This is a genomic window from Magnetovibrio sp. (assembly GCF_036568125.1).
Taxonomy (GTDB): Bacteria; Pseudomonadota; Alphaproteobacteria; order Rhodospirillales; family Magnetovibrionaceae; genus Magnetovibrio.
This window is the reverse complement of the sequence record NZ_DATCTF010000008.1, coordinates 1-14584: the sequence shown is the minus strand read 5'-3', so window position 1 is coordinate 14584 and position 14584 is coordinate 1. Positions and strand designations below refer to the sequence as shown.

The 14584-nt window shown below is 59.0% G+C and carries 13 protein-coding genes and 1 riboswitch; of the genes, 6 read left to right on the top strand and 7 right to left on the bottom strand.

Annotated elements, in window-relative coordinates; translation table 11 throughout:
* Positions 1–195: 195 nt before the first annotated feature.
* A complete protein-coding gene (locus VIN96_RS04130; protein ID WP_331894173.1) occupies positions 196–693 on the top strand; it encodes an ATP-binding protein in 498 nt (165 codons plus the stop codon).
* On the opposite strand, the gene VIN96_RS04125 is transcribed toward VIN96_RS04130, so the two are convergent.
* The 7 genes from VIN96_RS04125 to metZ form a co-directional block, all read right to left on the bottom strand.
* Positions 690–1589, bottom strand: coding sequence for a lauroyl acyltransferase (locus tag VIN96_RS04125; protein WP_331894172.1), 900 nt, complete (start codon positions 1587–1589; stop codon positions 690–692). The genes VIN96_RS04130 and VIN96_RS04125 overlap by 4 nt on opposite strands.
* A complete protein-coding gene (lpxK, locus tag VIN96_RS04120) occupies positions 1582–2619 on the bottom strand; it encodes a tetraacyldisaccharide 4'-kinase (RefSeq protein WP_331894171.1) in 1038 nt (345 codons plus the stop codon). Before lpxK ends, VIN96_RS04125 begins: the two co-directional genes overlap by 8 nt.
* Positions 2606–3913 carry a 3-deoxy-D-manno-octulosonic acid transferase gene (locus tag VIN96_RS04115; protein ID WP_331894170.1) on the bottom strand — a complete coding sequence of 436 codons (1308 nt, stop codon included), beginning with the start codon at positions 3911–3913 and terminating at the stop codon, positions 2606–2608. The genes lpxK and VIN96_RS04115 overlap by 14 nt, the downstream gene beginning before the upstream one ends.
* Positions 3910–4656 carry a lysophospholipid acyltransferase family protein gene (locus VIN96_RS04110; RefSeq protein ID WP_331894169.1) on the bottom strand — a complete coding sequence of 249 codons (747 nt, stop codon included), beginning with the start codon at positions 4654–4656 and terminating at the stop codon, positions 3910–3912. Before VIN96_RS04110 ends, VIN96_RS04115 begins: the two co-directional genes overlap by 4 nt.
* Positions 4657–4674: 18 nt before the next feature.
* The gene (locus tag VIN96_RS04105) at positions 4675–6441 is read right to left on the bottom strand and encodes an ABC transporter ATP-binding protein (RefSeq protein WP_414675591.1); all 1767 of its coding nucleotides are present in this window, start codon (positions 6439–6441) and stop codon (positions 4675–4677) included.
* A gap of 145 nt (positions 6442–6586) precedes the next feature.
* The gene (locus VIN96_RS04100; protein WP_331894167.1) at positions 6587–7933 is read right to left on the bottom strand and encodes a TldD/PmbA family protein; all 1347 of its coding nucleotides are present in this window, start codon (positions 7931–7933) and stop codon (positions 6587–6589) included.
* A gap of 78 nt (positions 7934–8011) precedes the next feature.
* Entirely contained in the window at positions 8012–9223 is a 1212-nt protein-coding gene (metZ, locus tag VIN96_RS04095; protein WP_331894166.1) for an O-succinylhomoserine sulfhydrylase, read from the bottom strand.
* A 64-nt stretch (positions 9224–9287) separates the two neighbouring features.
* A riboswitch (SAM riboswitch) is annotated at positions 9288–9365 on the bottom strand.
* 145 nt (positions 9366–9510) lie between these two features.
* Between metZ and tldD the strand changes: the two genes are divergently transcribed.
* The 5 genes from tldD to VIN96_RS04070 all read left to right on the top strand — a co-directional run bounded on the left by tldD (position 9511) and on the right by VIN96_RS04070 (position 14569).
* Entirely contained in the window at positions 9511–10944 is a 1434-nt protein-coding gene (gene tldD / locus VIN96_RS04090; protein WP_331894165.1) for a metalloprotease TldD, read from the top strand.
* A gap of 220 nt (positions 10945–11164) precedes the next feature.
* Positions 11165–11956: a hypothetical protein gene (locus VIN96_RS04085; protein ID WP_331894164.1), complete on the top strand. Its 792-nt coding sequence runs from the start codon at positions 11165–11167 to the stop codon at positions 11954–11956.
* A gap of 52 nt (positions 11957–12008) precedes the next feature.
* Complete coding sequence (locus VIN96_RS04080; protein ID WP_331894163.1) at positions 12009–12782, top strand: hypothetical protein; 774 nt, start codon at positions 12009–12011, stop codon at positions 12780–12782.
* A 24-nt stretch (positions 12783–12806) separates the two neighbouring features.
* A complete protein-coding gene (locus VIN96_RS04075; RefSeq protein WP_331894162.1) occupies positions 12807–13688 on the top strand; it encodes a hypothetical protein in 882 nt (293 codons plus the stop codon).
* Complete coding sequence (locus tag VIN96_RS04070) at positions 13685–14569, top strand: hypothetical protein (RefSeq protein WP_331894161.1); 885 nt, start codon at positions 13685–13687, stop codon at positions 14567–14569. The genes VIN96_RS04075 and VIN96_RS04070 overlap by 4 nt, the downstream gene beginning before the upstream one ends.
* Positions 14570–14584: the final 15 nt, after the last annotated feature.

Here is a 14584-nt window from a genome sequence, read left to right as displayed (position 1 = left end):
CAAGCGTATTTACTCAATTGTGCGGTGTCTGCTAAGCACAAGGCATGTGTTCATACAGACAGATTGAAGGGCCGAGCGTCCGCGTGGGCGTGAAGCGAATTACCAACCCGGCCTAAGACCTTAGGCTGGGCTTTCATCGTTATGTCTGTAATGGGGGATGGCGCGCACCGCCGCCCCAAAAAAAGGTGAGCACAGATGCCTCATAATACACCGACTTTGCACCTGCTCTGCGGCAAGATCGCGGCTGGAAAATCTACGTTGGCCCAACGTTTGGCGGGCGAGCCCGACACGGTCCTCTTGAGCGAGGATGACTGGCTCTCGCGCCTTTACCCTGATGAAATTCATTCTCTCCAAGATTATGTGGATTGCTCTGCCAAGCTGCGCGGCGCCCTAGGCCGACATATCGAAGGACTTTTGCGCAACGGCCTCAACGTTGTTTTGGATTTTCCCGCCAATACGCAGGGGCAACGTCGCTGGATGCGTGGACTGATTGACAACACCAACGCAGCGCATGTCTTGCATTACCTAGACGTGCCGGATGACGTCTGTAAGGCGCGGATGCGCCAGAGAAACGAGGCGGGCACACACCCGTTTGCCCCCAATGAGGCCGACTTCGATCTATTTATGAAATACTTCGTGCCGCCCTCGGCGGACGAGGGCTTCATCGTTAAGAGCTATGGAGGAAGTGATTAGCGCGGCCAGCGTTTGTGCAGCCACAGCCATTGGCCCGGACGTTCGCGGATCCAGCTTTCCATCATCGCGTTGACGTCGGCCATGATGGCGCGGACGTCTGCTTTTTTGTCGCCGCTGCGGGTGATGTTTAAGGGCGGGTGATAGATCAGCTTGAACCGCGCCCCAGGTAAGCGAATGCATTGGATCGGAACCACCGGGGAGTCGAAACGCAGCGCGAATTCCGCCAACGCCGTGCCGGTCATGGCGTCACGTCCGAAAAACGGCACGGCAATGCCGTCGTTGAGTTTCTGATCGACCAAGATGCCGAGGTGCTGGCCGCGCTTGAGCAAAGTGAACGCCCGCTTGGCGCCGGGCGCGCCCTTGGGAATCAGCTCTCCGGGGTTGGAGCGTTTGGCGAACAGGCTTTGCAACAGCGGATTGTTGGGGGCACGGTAGAAAATATTTACGCCAAATCCCAAAATCCCAGCCGAAACCGGCAGCAGTTCCCAGTTGCCCAAATGGGCGCCGAAAAACAGCACCGGCTTGCCGGTGGCGAAGGCGGCATCGATGTGTTCTTGCCCTTCGATTTCAACCCGGTCTTTGTCGCTGTCGGTAAGCAGGCGATCCATCACCGCGAATTCGAATGCGGTGCGTCCCATGGTGTCCCAAACCTCGCGCACGATCGCCTCGATTTCGGCTTGGCTTTTTTCGGGAAAGGCGAGGTGGAGGTTTTTACGCGCCGCTTTCGATGGCTTCAACAGCGGCCCGATGCTGCGTGCAAGCAGACCTCCCAGCGCCGACACCGCGCCAAACGGCAACAGGCGTAGAACAAACACCCCACCGTAAGCAAAGCCCGCACCGATGTAATCGAGCACGGTGGCCTTGCGGCTACGGAGCGGCGTTAGGGACTCAGCCATCCAGGCTCGTCTCTACAGGAGGTTGCTGAGAGGACTGTGGGGCATGTAGCGCGGCGACGAACGGAGCCAATAGGAGGTCGATTTCGTCGGCGTTTTTCCAACGCATCCCGATGTCGAGAACCCGTACCCGGTCTTTCTGCTTGGCGCTGAGGCGCACATGGTCCTTGGCCGTGGTCAGAACTTGCATGTCCACCGCATCGGCGAGGATCGACAGAACCTCGGCCTCGCTATAAGGATGGTGATCGTCAAAGGCGCGGCAGCCTGCCAACTTGCAACCGATGCCTTCCAAGGTCTTGAAGAATTTTTCCGGTCGACCAATGCCGGCGAAGGCAAAAACCTTTTGGTTTTTGAGGTCGGAGAAATCGCCGATGGGTTCCAGTTTGGCGCGCAGCACTTTGAGGCTTTTGTAACCCAAACGCTGGATCCGGCCCCACACGTCGGCCTCGTCAGCGCCGAGCAGCACCACGGCGTCCGCGCGCGCCAGCCCGGCGTCAACGGGTTCGCGCAATGGACCCGCAGGCATGACGCGGGCATTGCCAAAGCCGTAACCGCCATCGACGACCAGCAGCGACAGGTCTTTTTCAACGTTGGGATTTTGATAGCCATCGTCCATCACGACGATCTGGGCACCGGCCGCGACGGCGGCTTCGATGCCTTTGCGGCGGTCTCGGCTGACCCAGGTGGGGGCAGACCGCGCCAGCAACAATGGCTCGTCACCCACCGTACGGCTGTCGTGGTTTATCGGATCGACCTGGACGGGCCCCAATTCCGAGCCGCCATAACCGCGTGACACCACGTGGGCGTTGACGCCTTGGTTTTTTAAACGCGTCACAATATCGATGGCGACCGGGGTCTTACCCGCGCCACCCACGACCAGATTGCCGATACAAATCACCGGTACCGGCGCGCGCCAAGGCGCGGCGGCCTTGCGGCGCATGGAGCCGACACCTGCGACCAAGCACCCCAGCGGCCGCAGTAAACTGGGCATCACCCCGTCGGTTTTACGATCCCAGAAATCAGGTGCGCGCATGGTGGGCTTCCTCGGCGGCTGGATTTGCCTGCACGGTTTGAAAATAAGGGGCAAGCGCGTGGAGCACCCGGTCCAACACCCCCGCTTCGGCGCGGGCCGTGTCGAACGCAGAAATTGCAGCGGTTTCGCGGGCTTTTTCGTCGTTCATCAGCATCTCTACAGCGGCACAGAGTTCCGTTTCGTCTGCGACCCACCGGGCGGCGCCGGTCTTCACCAGGGTCGAAGATATATCTTGGAAATTGCTCATGTCCTTGCCGAAAATCAAGGCACAAGATAACGCGGACGGCTCGATCGGGTTCTGTCCCCCGCCGCTGGCCAAGGTTTTACCCATGAAAACAATTTTGCAGAGGCGATAAAACAAACCCAATTCGCCTAAGGTGTCGGCTATGTAGACATCCGTGGCGGTGCTGATGGCGTCGCCGTTTGCACGCCGCGCGACATTCAGCCCTTGGGCAGTCAGTTCCGCCGCCACCACCGTGCCGCGTTCGGGATGACGCGGCGCGATGATCGTCAACAAATCGGGTTTGCGTACTTTGAGCATCGTGTGGACCCGTCCGCAGATGGCTTCTTCTCCGTCATGGGTGGATGCCGCCAGCCACACGGGGCGCGTACCGATAACGGTTTTCAGTTTCGCCAACGCTTCGTCGTCGACTGGAAGCGGTTTGGCGGCGAACTTCAGGTTGCCCACCACATCGACGTTTTTGGCCCCCAATTTGTGAAAGCGTTCTCCATCTTGAGCGCTTTGGGCCAAGATCAGCGGGAAGGCGGCCAGCAGACGCGCGATCATGGCCGGGCTCTTGCGCCATTTATTGAACGATTTTTCCGACATGCGGCCATTGAGAACCACCATCGGTATGGCGCTGGCGCGGGTTTCGATAACCATATTGGGCCAAAACTCGCTTTCCACCCACAACGCCAAATCGGGCCGCCAATGTTCCAAAAAGCGCCGGACGTATGAGACACGGTCCACCGGCACGTATTGATGCACAGCGCCTTGGGGCAAGCGTTGCGCCATCAACCGCGCCGACGTCACGGTGCCGGTGGTGACCAAGACAGACCAGCCGGGATACTCAGCAAGCACGCGTTCGACCAGCGCCAGGACCGACAACGCCTCACCGACGCTGGCGGCGTGCATCCACACCACCTTGCCGCTGGGCCGTGGCAGGGACGGATGACCGAGGCGTTCTTGAAAGCGTGCCGGGTCTTCCTTGCCGCGTTTGAGGCGGTGGTTCAGATAGAGCCGGATCAATGGCCCGCCCAAGGTCGTGCCCATGCGATAGAGCGACAGCTTCATGGCATCCGCTCCTCGTCTTTGCGCGTGAGCATATGCGAAGGAATGGGCAGTTCGGCGGGTTCCGGGGTTTCAAAGCCGAATTCACGGTCGAGTTCTCGGGTCATGGTGTTGAGGCGATCTTCAACCGACTGACGCAGCGCTTCGAAGTCGTCTTCGCTGGCCTTGCGCGGCACCTCGATCGGTGCGTCGATCCACACCACGCCACGACCGAACGGCTTGGGGATTTGCAAGCGGTCCCAAGTGCCGAGAATTTTTCCGTTGGTCGACGCAGCGGTCACGGGCACCAGTTTGGCGCCGCTCATGCGCGCGATGTCGATGGCGCTGGATTGCATGCGCTGCCGTGGCCCTTTGGGGCCGTCCGGGGTGATGGCGACGGTTTCGCCGGATTTGAGCGCCTTGATCATGGCGCGCGCCGCTTCCGTCCCGCCTTTTTTGGTTGACCCCCAGATGGTGTTGATGCCCAAGCGATTGTAGCTCAGCGCGGCGATTTTACCGTCGCGGTGCGGCGTGCTGAGCATGTTGAGTTTGTATGGATGCCGCCAACCGTACATGGACAGGATCATGCGCGCGTGCCAAAAGCACAAAATCACCGGCTGGCCGGCGTCGATCTGGTTTTGGATGTTGTCCCAGCCGCGTATGTCCCACCGGCTGGTGGCGTGGGCGAAGCGCACATAGGCGGCGATCAGCAAGGACACCAAAGACTGCGCCCAGGCTTGTTCGAATATGCGCTTGTGCAGTTTCACGTTGAGCCTCCACCACCCTCAGGCGTCAGCCGGAACGTCGATGGCGTCTTCAGCGGCAAACTGCAATTGATAGAGGTTCGCGTACTGACCGCCTTTGTCCAACAGCTCGGCGTGGGTGCCTTGTTCGATCACCCGGCCTTGGTGCAGGACGTAGATCAAATCGGCGTGCACCACGGTGGACAGGCGGTGCGCGATCACCAAAGTGGTGCGATCCGCCATCAGGTCTTCCAATGCAGCCTGGACGTGGCGCTCGGATTCCGTGTCCAGCGCCGAGGTCGCCTCGTCCAACAGCAGGATCGGTGCGTTCTTGATCATGGCGCGGGCAATGGCCAAGCGCTGGCGTTGACCACCTGACAGGCGCACGCCGTGTTCGCCGACCATGGTGTCGTAACCTTCCGGCAGGGCCTGGATGAAATCGTGGGCGGCGGCGTGGCGGGCGGCATCTTGGATGTCATCGAAGCTGGCCTCGGGACGGCCGTAGCCGATGTTGGCGCGCACCGTATCATCGAACAGGGTAACTTCCTGGCTGACCAACGCCATGGCCCCGCGCAACGAATTGAACGTCACGTCGCGGATGTCTTGGCCGTCGATGGTGACGCGCCCGGCCGTGACGTCGTAAAAGCGCGGCGCCAAATTCATGATGGTGGACTTGCCCGCGCCGGATGCGCCGACCAGCGCCACGGTCTTGCCCGCAGGCACGGTGATGTCGATGCCGTTCAACGCGACGTCTTGGACGATTTCACTGCCCTCAACGCTGGGATAGGTGAAGCTGACGTTTTCAAAACGCAGTTCCCCACTGGTGATGTTGAGCGCGGCGGCATCGGGCTTTTCCGTGATGGTGCAGGGACTGTCGAGAACCTGGAAGGTGCGCTCCGCCCCGGCCAAGCCTTCTTGGATGGTGGCGTTCAAATTGGCCAGGCGTTTGAGTGGTTCGTACGCCAACAGCAATGCGGTGATGAAGGAAAAGAACGCACCGGGGTCGGTGGCTTGCTCGATCACCCGGTAGCCACCGTAGATGATCACGGTGGTCACCGCGACACCGCCAAGCGTTTCCATAATCGGGCTGGAGAGCGCACGGGTGCGCAGCTGCTTGAACGCCAGTTGGTAAAGCTTTTCGACGAAGCCCGCGACCCGCTCGCGTTCGTAAGGCTCCATCGAATACGCCTTGACCACGCGGATGCCCTGGAACGTCTGTTCCAACGCGGTGGTCAACTGGCCGGTTTCGGCCTGGGCATTGATGGTCACTTTACGCATGCGTCGGCCGATCTTGGCGATCGGGATGATGGCGATGGGAAAGACGAAGAACGAGATCAGCGCCAGTTCCCAGTCCTGAATGAACATCACCGCCACCAGACCGATCAGCGACAGCAGATCCTTGCCGAACACCGTGATGCCGTGGGTCACGGCGACGCGCATCGAACCCACGTCGATGGTGTAGCGCGACAGCAGCGCGCCGGTGGAATTGTCGTGAAAAAAGCTCAAGTCCATGGAGCTCATATGATGGTAGAGGCGATTTTGCATGTCGGCGACGAACTTCAAGCCGACGTGCGCCATCATGGTTGCCTGGGCATAGTTGGACAGCCCCTTGACGGCGAAGGTGCCGAGCACCGCCGCGCCGATCATCCACAACATATTGCGATCTTGGGCGATGAAAATCTCGTTGACCACAGGTTTCATCAGCCACGCACTCAGCGCCGTGGCCCCGGCCATCGCGCCCATGAAGACCAAGGCCAGCAACAACCAGCCGAGATAGCCGCGAATGTGTTCACGCCATAGGCGCGCCATCAGGATATGCGTTGGAATATGCGTCACGTGTTGCGATCACTTAAAGCCGTTGTTTCGGTCGGGAATCCCCAGGTTTTCCTCTGCCGGGAACATAGCACGGTGCGGGGGCAAGCCAAAGCTTTAGAGCCTGCCCGAGGAGACGGCCTTAGGAACCCGCAAGCGTCATGCCATCGATACGCACCGTGGGTGCGTCGACGCCGTAGAGAAATTCAAGATCGTCGGCGGGGGTGAGGCTTTTGAACATGTCGCTCAAGTGTCCGGCCACGGTGACTTCGGACACCGGGTGGGCGATCTGACCGTTTTCGATCCAAAAGCCGCTGGCGCCGCGCGAATAGTCGCCGGTCACGGTGTTGACGCCCATGCCGATCAGCTCGGTGACCAAGAATCCGGCCTTGATGTCTTTGATCAAGTCTTCGACCGACAGCGAACCCGCTTGCAGATAAAGGTTCGAGGCCCCCGGCGACGGCGGGCTCGATACCCCGCGTCCGGCGTGGCCGGTGGATTGCAGGCCCAACTGGCGCGCCGAGCGCAGGTCCAGGAACCACGTGGTCAGTTTGCCGTTGTCGATGACGTTGCGCCGTTGGGTGGGTAGGCCTTCGTCGTCGAACGCGGCGGAGCGCAAGCCGCGGATGCGGTGCGGGTCGTCGACGATGGTAACGCCCGGCGCAAAGATGTCTTGGCCCATTTTGTCCTTGAGGAACGAGGTGCCACGCGCGATGGAGGAGCCGTTGATCGCGCTCGATAGATGCCCGACCAGAGAGCGCGCGGCGCGGTTGTCGAACACCACCGGCACTTGCTGGGTCTTGGCCTTTTTCGGGTTGAGACGTTTGACCGCGCGTTCGCCCGCGCTGCGACCGATGGCTTCCGGGCTTTGCAGGTCTTCAGCCCACACAGCGCCGGTGTAATCGTAATCGCGTTCCATCCCGGTGCCTTGGCCCGCCAACATTGACGCGCTGAGGCTGTGGCGCGAGCGCTGATAGGTGTGCGCAAACCCGTTGGACGCGGCGAACGCGATGGACGATTGGCTGAAGCTTGCGTGCGCGCCTTCGGAATTGCTGACGCCGGCCACGGCCAAGCCCGCCTCTTCGGCGGTGCGCGCGGCTTCGGTCAGCTCGTCGGTGCTGGGCTCGGACGGGTCGAACATGTCGAAATCGGTGAACTCGGTGGCCAGCTGGTCGGGGTCCGCCAAACCCGCAAAGGGATCCTCGGGGACCGACTTGGCCATGGCGACGGCGCGTTCGACCAATTCGCTTAATGCCCGCTTGCCGATGTCGGACGACGACACGATGGCTTGGGATTTGCCGACGAACACGCGCAGGCCCAAATCCATGCCTTCGGAACGTTCCAGTTGTTCGACCTCGCCCATGCGCCACGACAGCGACAGGGACGTGCCTTCGGCGAACAGCGCGTCCGCCGCGTCCGCGCCTTGGGATTGGGCGGACTTGATCAGGTCTTGCAACAGGTTGAGCTTGTCTTGGATGGAATCCGGCATCGTGTTCCTTAAAGTTTGGAAGTGGTCCCCAGACTATGTAGGGGATTAAACGCCGTTCGCCAAGGCCTAGCGGCTAAATCAGGCCAAAGCTTGGGCCAGATCGTCGATCAGGTCGCGCACATCCTCGATACCCACCGACAAGCGAATGGTGCCCGCCGTGATGCCCGCCGCCAATTGCTCGTCCACGGTCATCTTTTGATGGGTGGTGGTGGCGGGGTGGGTGATCAGGCTTTTGACGTCGCCCAAGTTGTTGGAGATGTCGATGATGCTCAGCTTGTTCATGATCTTGAACGCCGCGTTCTTGCCGCCCTTGACGTTGAACGCGACGATGGTGCCGCCACGGCCGGACATCTGCTTCATCGCCAGATCGTGCTGGGGATGGGATGCGAGGCCCGGATACATCACCTGTTCGATGGCGTCTTGGCTGCTGAGGAATTCCGCCACAGCGAGTGCATTGTCGCATTGGCGGGTGACGCGCAGTTCGACCGTTTCCAGCCCTTTGAGCAGAACCCAGGCGTTGAACGGGCTGAGGCTGGGGCCGGTCTGGCGCAGGAACGGCGCAACGGTATTTTCCATGTAGTCTTCGTTGTTGGACAAGATCGCCCCGCCCAGCGAACGGCCTTGGCCGTCGATGTGTTTGGTGGCGCTGTAGGTCACCACGTCCGCGCCCAGTTCAAGGGGATGCTGCAACACGGTGCTGGCGAAGGCGTTGTCGACCACCACCAGTGCACCGGCCTTATGCGCCAGGTCCGAGACCGCCGCGATGTCGGTGATCGACAGCGCCGGGTTGGACGGCGTTTCCAGGAACACGGCTTGCGCCGGTGTGCTTAGTGCTTTGGCCCAAGCGTTCAAATCGGTGCCGTCGACGAATTCCGCGGTGATGCCCCAACGCGGCAAGATCGCGTTGATCACGTGGTAACACGCCCCGAACAGCGCCGATGCGGCGACGATGCGATCGCCGGTTTTCAGATGCGCGGCCAGCGCGGCGAACACCGCGGCCATGCCGCTAGAGGTGCCTTTGCAGAATTTCGCGCCTTCGACGGCGGCAAGGCGTTCTTCGAAGATGCTCAGCGTCGGGTTGCCGTAACGGGAATAAACATAATGGTCTTCCTCGCCGGTGAAGGACCGTTCCGCCTGTTCGGCGCTGTCGTAGACATAACCCGACGTCAGGAACAACGCCTCGCTGGTTTCACCGTAGGGCGTGCGTTCCAGCCCGCCGCGCACTTGTTGGGTGGCGGGACGCCAAGACGATGTGTCAGGTTTGTTGCTGCTGTTGCTCGATTGGGGCATGTTCCGGTTATCCTTCAAAAAAACAAAAAAAAGCCCGGACCGAAGGCCAGGGCATTACATTTGCTTTCCCGTTGCTTCGGCCTTTTAGCGGATTGTTTTACGTGGCCGCAAGCCGACCGGCCAAATCACCACGTAGTTCACGCCATAACATGTCGAACCAGACGCGAATCGTCAAGATTTTCCTGCGCTGGCGAAGCGCGATTAAAACCCTATATATGCGGTGCGACCCTTGCAGCGCCGCGCCCCCTCTGGCATACGGGAAGGCGCACATCTAACGGAGACCGCTCATGTCCAATTCCGCGACCACCAATCAGCTTTTCTTCGAACATACCGGCATGGACCGGGGCCGCGTCACCGGCCTTGTCGAAGAGGCGCTCGGCGGGGCGGACGACGGCGAGCTGTTTTTGGAATACCGCCAATCCGAAAGCCTGTTGTTCGACGACGGCCAGTTGAAGTCGGCCAATTTCGACACCGCCCAAGGTTTCGGCCTGCGTGCGGTGGCGGACGAAACGGCAGGCTATGCCCATGCGACGGAATTGTCTGAGGACGCCATCAAGCGCGCCGGGCAAACCGTAAAGACCGTCTGTAACGGTCACGGCGGCACCTTGGCCGAGGCCCCCAAGGGCACCAACGTCAAACTGTACGGCGACATGAACCCGCTGCAAGGCATGGCGTTCGACGCCAAGGTCAAGCTGCTGGGCGACATCGACGCGTATGTGCGCGGTAAGGACCCGCGGGTCAAACAGGTGTCGGTCTCGCTCGCAGGCAACTGGCAGGCCGTGGAGATTTTGCGCCCCGGTGGCCACAGCGCGGCGGACATCCGCCCGCTGGTACGCATCAATGTCTCGGTGGTGGTGGAACAGGACGGGCGCATGGAAAGCGGTTCGTTCGGCGCGGGCGGCCGGGCCGAATACGCGCAGTGGATCACCCCGGAAAACTGGGCCAACATCGCCGACGAAGCCCTGCGCCAAGCCATCGTGAACTTGGATAGCGTGCCCGCCCCGGCCGGTGAAATGACCGTGGTGCTCGGCCCCGGCTGGCCGGGCGTGTTGCTGCACGAAGCGGTGGGCCACGGCTTGGAAGGCGATTTCAACCGCAAAAAGACCTCGGCGTTCGCCGGCCTGTTGGGCGAACGCGTTGCGGCCAAGGGCGTCACCGTGGTCGACGACGGCACCATGCAGGACCGTCGCGGCTCGCTCAGCATCGACGACGAAGGCACGCCGACGTCGAACACCGTTCTGATTGAGGACGGCATCCTCAAAGGCTTCATGCAAGACCGCATGAACGCGCGCCTGATGGGGATGGAGGCGACCGGCAACGGGCGCCGTCAAAGCTACGCCCATGCCCCGGTGCCGCGCATGACCAACACGTATATGTTGGGGGGCGATATGGAGCCTGAGGAAATTATTCAGTCGGTGAAAAACGGTCTTTACGCGGTCAACTTCGGCGGCGGTCAGGTCGACATCACGTCCGGCAAGTATGTCTTTAGCTGCACCGAAGCCTACAAGATCGAAGACGGTAAAATCGCCGCCCCGGTCAAAGGCGCGACATTGATCGGCAACGGGCCGGAAGACCTCAAGCGCGTCACCATGATCGGCAACGACATGAAGCTCGATACCGGTGTCGGCATGTGCGGCAAGGATGGCCAGAGCGTGCCGGTCGGCGTCGGTCAGCCGACCATGCGCATCGAAAACCTCACCGTCGGCGGCACGGCGGCTTAACCGTCTGCATCTTCGCATCGAAAAAAAACGCCGCCCATGCCAACGCGCTGGGCGGTGTTTTTGCGCGCGGGGGTGCGGGGGAAAACGAAAATAGGTAAAAAATCCTTGACAGAAAAGGCGCGAACATATACTCTGCTTGCAACGACAGGGCGAAGTGTGTCTGGACTGTTCCGCCCTGGGTGGGTATGAATTTAAGGACGTTCATGTTCGTGAGGTTCAAATGCCCGTCCTGAAATCCCTGCCGACCCCGTTTCGCGCCTTGTCCATCGCCGCATTGATTGCGGTCTTGTTCAGCGCCAGTTTTGTTTCTTCCGTGCGCGCGGACGAAGCGTACGACCGCAGAAGCGTTCGGACCTACATCGATTTGACCTACAGCGACGACACACCGGTTCGGCGTTTCAGGGGCGATGTGACGTGGCTGGTGAAAGGCATGGAAGGTCTCAGCAGTGCCGACACCCAAGCCGTCTTCGATCTCTTCGATCAATTCACGGGGAACGCATTGCGCAAAGGCGACGATGAAACCGCCAACCTCACCATCGACTATGTGAAGAACGTGGCTTTCGAAGCCATGACGCCGGATTACAGACCGCGCATGCAAGGCGACGTTGCGGACGATGCGTATGTGGAAACTCTCAATCAGGTGGCGGAAAACCGTAAAAATCTGGTTGCCAATTTTTTAACGTCCGATCTCGATCAAACCATCATCGCGGCCTCCGCGCTGGCGGAAAACCATTGGGCGAAGCGCGGCACCTATATCCCGCCGCGCCGCTACTTGATGCAGATCGTATTTTTCATGCTCACGGGCACGAAAAAGGGTGGGGCGGTATATGAATCCGTGCAAGCTTCCGTCCCGGATTTGCCGGAATTCACGGAACTTCCCATTTTGGACGAAGCGCTGATCTACGTTCTGTATTCCAACAACAATTGGAACGCTCTGCCGACTGAGCGCGCTCGCGAAGAGCTGCTCAACGCCATGATGACTTATCTGCAAAGCACCGGCCGGGGATTGTGATGGGATGACACGGCCCTTTTTCAAACGGCTGATCAAAGCTTGCGCCCTGGTCGTGGCGCTGAGCATCACAGTCGATGGCGTCGCCAAGGCGGAAAGTCCGTATCCGCGTACCCAGGTCGAAAACCATCTGCGGGCGATGTTTCCAGATCTTGGACTAGGCGCTATGTCGGCGGTTTTTTCCGGTGCGGGGCCGATGGATTTTGATGTATTTGCAAAGAATGAGCGCATTCGTTTCTCTTTTTATGATGTGAAATCATTTGAGCGAGATAATAGGAATGCCATTTTATTTGAGTTGTTCGACGAAGTTTTGAAATTTCCTGCGGTAGGGGTCAACCCCAACAAAGATGCCGCTGACCTATATATTTTGGTTCCTGACAACTTGCCATTTGCAGCTATGTATCCGGCTTATAAAAAACTGCTCAAGTCGGGCTCGGAATCTGAACAAGACTATATCCAAGATTTGCGTAAGGCTGAGACCGGCGGCGCCATTTTCCAAGCCAAAAGGTATATGCGCAATACGGGCGAGCCCCTTGTGGTGGTGGCGACGGAACGCGATGTCTTGAGCGCGCCGGAACGGTTTTCTTTCGATGCGCAAATTCGTTTTGCAATGTTTCACGCCCTGACCGGGGCCAGGGCCAGCCATGTGATCCAGCCCTCGGTGATGAATCCGCGTTCCGTGCAAAAGCGCCACAACGGTTTCGCGCCCATCGACCGGGCCGTGCTGCGTGCGATTTTCAACAACAAAGATTGGTCCGGTTTGGCCTACAAACCGAAAATGAAGCTGCTGACCGACCGGGTCATGGAGCAGCTTCGTAGTTCTGTTTAAGCGGCACGATAAGGGGGCGGGACGATGGGCTGGCAAATTATAAAACGTGTGATGAAGGCCTGTGCGCTGGTCGCGATGCTTTGCACCGTTGCCGGTCAAGCGGCTAGGGCGGAAAGCCCTTATCCGCGCACCCAGGTCGAAAACCATCTGCGGGCGATGTTTCCCGATCTGCACCTCGACCGGGTTCCAGACTTCATGCCGAAAGAAATCTTTAACAAGGAATTGTCGGGATTCGATTATTTCGGTCTGAAAAAAGAAGTTCGTTTTGCATTCGTAGAGTTGAAAGATCATGAAAAAGAGGATGCGAGAAGTATCGTGCGGGAGCTTTCTGAAATATTGGATACCCCGTTTTCTGGGATTGACCCATATAACCAGGAGTTCGATTTGCTGGTGTTGATATGGGACAACCTGCCTTTTTTTGCGATGCAGCCAAACGTAAAGGATTTGTTGCAGGGCATGAAATCGGATGCAGACTATTATCGCACATTGAGGGGATACGAAACGAAAGCGGGTGTCTATCCTACCACGCGGTTAGAGCGCGATGCCCGCGATCGCTTGGTCGTGATCGCCACCGAACGATACACCGCAGATTTGGCTGAGCAAAACCCCATCGGCGCACAGCTTCGCTATGTTGTTTTTGCGGCGCTGACAGGTGCAGTGTTCAGTGATGCCATTCGCCCGTCTGTTGTAAACACCCCGCTCTCCATGCAAAAAGCGAATGGCTTCGCGCCCATCGACCGTGCCGTGTTGCGCGCCATCTTCGGTCACGACGATTGGTCGGGGCTGGCCTACAAGGCGAAAATGAAGCTGCTGACCGACCGGGTCATGGAGCAGCTCAAGGGCATGTCTTCAAGCGTGTTCTTCGATCGGCATTTCGCACACGACGCATCGGGGAAGATGGCATGATGACGCGGCCCTTTTTCAAACGGCTGATCAAAGCTTGCGCCCTGGTCGTGGCGCTGAGCATCGCAGTCGATGGCGTCGCCAAGGCGGAAAGTCCGTATCCGCGCACCCAGGTCGAAAACCATCTGCGGGCGATGTTTCCAGATCTGCATCTTGATCGTATCCCGGACTTCATACCCAAAGAATTGTTTAATGTAGGTTTGTCAGGTTTTGAGTATTTAGGTCAAAAACCTGAAGTTCGTTTTTCATTTGTAAACTTAAAAGATGATGAAAAAGATGATGCGCGAAGTATCGTGCGGGATCTTTCTGAAATACTGGATGTACCGTTTGTTGGGATAGACCCATATAACCAGGAGTTCGATTTGCTGGTATTGGTCTGGGATAACTTGCCTTTTTCTGCAACGATATCGAGTGCGCGACGGCTTTTGCAAGCGGACAACTCTGATGAGGCATACTTGCGTACCTTGCGGGAGTACGAAACGCAAGCGGGCGTCTATCCTACGACCAGATTAGAGCGCGATGCCCGCGATCGCTTGGTCGTGATCGCCACCGAACGATACACAGGTGAGCTAGCTGAGCAAAACCCCATCGGCGCACAGCTTCGTTATGTTGTTTTTGCTGCGCTGACCGGTGCGGTGTTCAGTGATGTGATCACGCCCTCTGTTGTCAATTCGCCGCTTTCTCCCAAAAAGCCTAACGGCTTCGCGCCCATTGATCGTGCGGTGTTGCACACGATCTTTGCTCACGACGATTGGTCGGGGCTCGCGTACGAGCCGAAAATCAAGCTGCTGACCGACCGGGTCATGGAGCAGCTCAAGGGCATGTCTTCAAGCATGTTCTTCGATCGGCATTTCGCACACGATGGACCTGGGAGCATGACGTGATGATACGGCCCTTTT

What these genes read in the sequence shown, in the direction of transcription:
- VIN96_RS04075 (WP_331894162.1), top strand. Translation starts at nt 12,807, where the DNA reads ATGGGCTGGCAAATTATAAAACGTGTGATGAAGGCCTGTGCGCTGGTC.
- VIN96_RS04085 (WP_331894164.1), top strand. Translation starts at nt 11,165, where the DNA reads ATGCCCGTCCTGAAATCCCTGCCGACCCCGTTTCGCGCCTTGTCCATC.
- VIN96_RS04115 (WP_331894170.1), bottom strand. Translation starts at nt 3,913, where the DNA reads ATGAAGCTGTCGCTCTATCGCATGGGCACGACCTTGGGCGGGCCATTG.
- VIN96_RS04105 (WP_414675591.1), bottom strand. Translation starts at nt 6,441, where the DNA reads ATGGCGCGCCTATGGCGTGAACACATTCGCGGCTATCTCGGCTGGTTG.
- VIN96_RS04125 (WP_331894172.1), bottom strand. Translation starts at nt 1,589, where the DNA reads ATGGCTGAGTCCCTAACGCCGCTCCGTAGCCGCAAGGCCACCGTGCTC.
- metZ (WP_331894166.1), bottom strand. Translation starts at nt 9,223, where the DNA reads ATGCCCCAATCGAGCAACAGCAGCAACAAACCTGACACATCGTCTTGG.
- VIN96_RS04100 (WP_331894167.1), bottom strand. Translation starts at nt 7,933, where the DNA reads ATGCCGGATTCCATCCAAGACAAGCTCAACCTGTTGCAAGACCTGATC.
- VIN96_RS04130 (WP_331894173.1), top strand. Translation starts at nt 196, where the DNA reads ATGCCTCATAATACACCGACTTTGCACCTGCTCTGCGGCAAGATCGCG.
- tldD (WP_331894165.1), top strand. Translation starts at nt 9,511, where the DNA reads ATGTCCAATTCCGCGACCACCAATCAGCTTTTCTTCGAACATACCGGC.
- VIN96_RS04070 (WP_331894161.1), top strand. Translation starts at nt 13,685, where the DNA reads ATGATGACGCGGCCCTTTTTCAAACGGCTGATCAAAGCTTGCGCCCTG.
- lpxK (WP_331894171.1), bottom strand. Translation starts at nt 2,619, where the DNA reads ATGCGCGCACCTGATTTCTGGGATCGTAAAACCGACGGGGTGATGCCC.